Source organism: Butyrivibrio sp. (assembly GCF_024699075.1).
Window position 1 is genome coordinate 1 of record NZ_JAILQF010000382.1, and the last position, 4,343, is coordinate 4,343.

5 protein-coding genes are annotated in these 4,343 nt (G+C 39.6%); 3 read left to right on the forward strand and 2 right to left on the reverse strand.

All coding sequences use genetic code 11. From position 1 onward, the window contains the following. Nucleotides 1-524: GntR family transcriptional regulator (locus K6G87_RS15370; RefSeq protein ID WP_296839182.1), on the reverse strand; the 524-nt coding region annotated here is incomplete at its 3' end. 307 nt (nucleotides 525-831) lie between these two features. Between K6G87_RS15370 and K6G87_RS15375 the strand changes: the two genes are divergently transcribed. The 3 genes from K6G87_RS15375 to K6G87_RS15385 are packed head-to-tail and all read left to right on the forward strand — an operon-like array spanning nucleotide 832 to nucleotide 2,139. After that, nucleotides 832-1,125: a BrnT family toxin gene (locus K6G87_RS15375; RefSeq protein WP_296839186.1), complete on the forward strand. Its 294-nt coding sequence runs from the start codon at nucleotides 832-834 to the stop codon at nucleotides 1,123-1,125. Between the two features lie 4 nt (nucleotides 1,126-1,129). Next, the gene (locus tag K6G87_RS15380) at nucleotides 1,130-1,345 is read left to right on the forward strand and encodes a CopG family antitoxin (RefSeq protein ID WP_073385816.1); all 216 of its coding nucleotides are present in this window, start codon (nucleotides 1,130-1,132) and stop codon (nucleotides 1,343-1,345) included. Between the two features lie 59 nt (nucleotides 1,346-1,404). Then, entirely contained in the window at nucleotides 1,405-2,139 is a 735-nt protein-coding gene (locus K6G87_RS15385; protein WP_296839193.1) for a flavin reductase family protein, read from the forward strand. 56 nt (nucleotides 2,140-2,195) lie between these two features. Here K6G87_RS15385 and K6G87_RS15390 read toward each other — a convergent pair. Then, nucleotides 2,196-4,343, reverse strand: a 2,148-nt coding sequence (locus K6G87_RS15390) for a clostripain-related cysteine peptidase (protein ID WP_296839196.1), incomplete at its 5' end; no start/stop codon positions are given.

The following is a 4,343-nucleotide window of genomic DNA, read 5'->3' on the forward strand; positions in this document are numbered from 1 at the left end:
AATGGAAGCTGGGTATAATTGCTATTAAGAAAGAGTATCCTTGTCTCTCTCTTATCCAGCTCAGCCAGAAGATCAATGTTAGGATTGGGAAGAGCACTTCTTGAAGGCTCTATGAGAAGTCCTGCCACGTCTCCATTATCAAGAAGATCCTGAAGTATAGTTCTCTCCTTGGCAAAAGTATTGCCTGTAAAGGAAAGCTGCATGGTATAGCCATACTCTGTGAGTTTATTCTCTATTCCCTGAATAGTCTTAGGGAAAATATAGCTGTCAACATAAGTTGTAACTACAGCAATCCTCTTTGAGGAGTTCTCAACAAAGTCTCCCTTGACGTAAGTTCCGCTGCCTCTCTCTGCTGTGAGCTTGCCCTGCTCTACAAGATAAGAAATAGCATGACGAACTGTCTGCCTGCTTATATTAAATTTACTGCATAATTCGTTTTCAGACGGAATCTTGCTTCCCGGAGGATAATCCCCCTTGTCTATCTGTTCGGATATCCATCCGACAATCTCCTGGTACTTAGCCATATATCCCTTGTCAGCCCCTTTTCAAAGTTGTATTGTTGCAAATGAAAAGAATACATCTTTTGTATATCAATCCGTTTTTACAGCCTGAAATGCAAAAAGATACAAGCCCGCAAAGAACTCATTCCTTCTTGAATCTATAATTCATGAATGCACACAAACTTGTATCTCTATAATAGATAGTGGCACCAGCTATGTCAACAACTTATGCCAGTTAAATATATACAATTATTTAAAGATGTATATGTACAACTTTTTTGCTTTACATGCGTAAATTGACATTTAATTACATTATAATTATAATATAATTATGAATGACATTAGATTTGAATGGGATGAAAGCAAAAATCGGATCAACATAAATAAACACGGATTAAGTTTTAATGAAGCAAAGACTGTATTTTATGATACCAATGCAATTCTTTTCGATGACCCAGATCATTCTGAAGACGAAGACAGATTTTTGATAATAGGATTCACTAAATCAGAAAAATTATGTATAGTCAGTCATTGCTACAGACAAGATGACGTAATCCGACTTATCTCTGCAAGAAAAGCAACTACATCTGAAGCTTCATTTTATGAAGAATATAACGGAGGTTAATAATATGCGCAAAGAATATGATATTAGCAATTTAAATCCGAGAAAAAATCCTTACGCTAAACAGCTAAAAAAACAAATAACTATGAACATCAGCATCACCACTATCAATTATTTTAAGGAGCAATCTGAAGAAACCGGTATCCCCTATCAGACTCTTATAAACCTCTATCTCACAGATTGTGCTGAGCACAAGAAAAAGCTTTCAATGACTTGGAATTGATTTCGGATTCTTATTTATTGTTTTTTAACGTAAACCAGCCCCAAAAAGAATAATTCATTATGAGTAAAATACAATTTCCAAAACCAGGTAATTTTATATATCCCGTTCCGGCTGTTATGGTCAGTTGCCAGAGCGCTGACGAAAAGCCAAATATAATCACCATCGCATGGACCGGCACAGTATGTTCAGATCCCCCAATGGCTTATATTTCAGTAAGAAAAGAAAGACATTCCTATCAGATGATAAAGGACAGCGGATGCTTTGTAATTAATCTCCCTGACAAGGATCTGGCGCGTGCCTGTGATTACTGCGGTTGCACCTCAGGACGTAAGGTTGATAAATTCAAAGAATGTCACTTAACTCCTGCAAAGAGTTCAGTAGTATCTGCTCCCATGATAGAGGAAGCACCTGTATCTATCGAATGCAAGGTGACTCAGATAATTCCTCTTGGGACGCACGATATGTTCCTTGCAGAAGTCGTGGCTGTTCATGTTGATGAAAAATATATGGACGAAAAGAACGCATTCCATATGGATGATATAGGAATGTTTGCATATGAACACGGAACCTACAGAGAACTTGGCGCCAAACTTGGAACTTTCGGATATTCAGTCAGGAAGAAGCCGACCGCTTCTAAGTCTTCTTCATCTAAGAAGCCTAAAAATCCCGCTTCACAAGCTATAAAGGCCAAGAAGAAAAACGCTTCATCAAATAAGAACAGCAACAAAAAAGCTTCTGTTCATAATAGTAAAACAAAAAATGCCGCTTCTTCTCGTAACAAGAAAAAGAATTAATACAAAAATCAAGGCCGCAGGTAATCCCGCGGCCTTTTCCATTTCATACAATATCTTTAATACTTCTGAACCGGTGTCCAGTAGTTCGAATTCAAGTAATCTGTAAGTCTGTAGCTGTAATATACATTCTCGTTGTCCATAGTAAGTGTCTCAATGTAAAGTCCGTCCGAATCAACTACAAGTGACTCTTCATTCAGGAAATAGCTATCCTGGAAAGTTCCATCATAAGAGTAGTAATCACAAAGGAAATCGATCTTATCCCCTTCTACGATCTCAACAAGTCCTTTTCCTTCAGTTGAAAAACTGTTCTCGCCATCGGATCCCTTATATACAGCCTGTGCTCCAAGGATAAGTCCTGCTTCATTATCAGATGAGAATTCAACCATGATATTGACGTATTCTCCGTTAAGCTCTGCAGGAATGTAACCTAAAAGATAGTAATATCCTGTATCTGCATCGTAGTCATCCTGACAGATATAGAAGGCAACAAATTGTCCGTTAACTGCCATCCACGTACCATCATATGTAACGATCAGATCTCCGTCGTCGTTGTAGCTTGCAACATTATCTATACCAAGATCAATGTAGCCTGCTCCGTCGTCAACAAATACATTAAGGCCTACTGCCTTCATCTGCGACCATTGATCTTCCGAAAGTACCACAACATCCTGTCCGTCTTTTTGAGTGGTGGCAAGATCGTCTGATGTTATAACAGCTCTGTTTCCTAGAAGTGATGCTATATCTGATATTGAATCGCTGCTTACAAGTCCGCTTCCTCCAAGAAGGGATGCAAAGTCAAGGATAGATCCGTAGCCTGATCCGGATCCTGAATATGAACTGTTTACAGATGAACCGGAGCCTGACAGGGCCTGCATAAGTATAGATGTAATATCAACAGATGAAGAGGATGAAGATGATCCGCTTCCTCCAAGAAGTACATCAAATAGTCCTGTTCCCTGTGATGACTGTGATGTTACTATCTGGCCCGAGGATTCAAGTGTAGCAAAAGATTTTATGGAATCCGAATATGATCCGTCCATATCAAGGTTTTCATATATCTTGACCATGGAATTCACTGATCTTAGTGAACTATAAGGGAAATATATACTCATTCCATAGGCATTTGTAACATTGTAGGTTTTGTTATATTTAACGCAGCCTTTTACTGCATCCGCAAGCTCTTTAGCTTCATCTGTTCCAAGGTTATTACAGAAGTTAACAAGGTCTACCTGATCTATATGCGATGAACTTGCAAACTCTCTTGTATCACTTCTGGCTTTAGCAACCTCCTGATAGTTTTCACTCTTAAGCTGTGTATTAAGACTTGTGCCAAAGCTTGTCAGTACATCGGGTATAACACCTTTAAATTCTGCGAGATCTATAATTGAAAGTGTGGTCTTTGATCTTGAAGACTGGGATGCACAGGCAGATGTAAAGTCGTCTATTATTTTTTTGCCAAGTTCTACTGTAGAAATGGATGTGTTCTGAGACAAGGCTGTAAGCCAGTTTGTATAATACCAGCCGGTTCCGGGTTCAGTCTCTTCTGATGCTATAAGATAGTCGGCGCAAGGCTCGACTGCCATAGCTGTCTCCATTCCGGCCATAAGACAGGCATCAAAGCCCACAAAATCATAAGTTATCCCTGTCTGTTTAAGGGCTGTCTGTATCTCATCTATTGTCATTGTTGCATTTGGATACAGTTCATCATATCCATAACCTGATACAGATCCGCCGCCGTGATCCCAGAATATAAGCATATATCTGTCTGCTGGATAATTCTCTTTGGCATAGTTTACAAAGTCAACAAGGGTGTCAGGATCAGTCATCTGCTTGGATCCTACATTCTTATCAAGGGCTACAAGACCGCCCTTTTCAACTTTCCAGCGCTGGTTTGTAGATGCACTTATGACAGAATTCTGCCACTTTTTGGCACCGCCTGTTTCTACAATGACATTAACCTTATCGGAAATGTCCGCATAAACCATCTCATTAAGGTCACGGGTCGCCATACCGCTTCTGCTTTCAAGGTCGGCACCGCACATGTATACCATTACTGTTACTATGTCTTCTCCGCCGCCTTTAATAGTAGTAAACTTATCTCTTGCTGCAGCATCAACTGTTGTATCAGCAGATGACATAGTTGTATCCTGATAGGTATTTGAAGCTGCAGTCATCCAGCCACTCCCTGTGCTCGTAAGAGATGT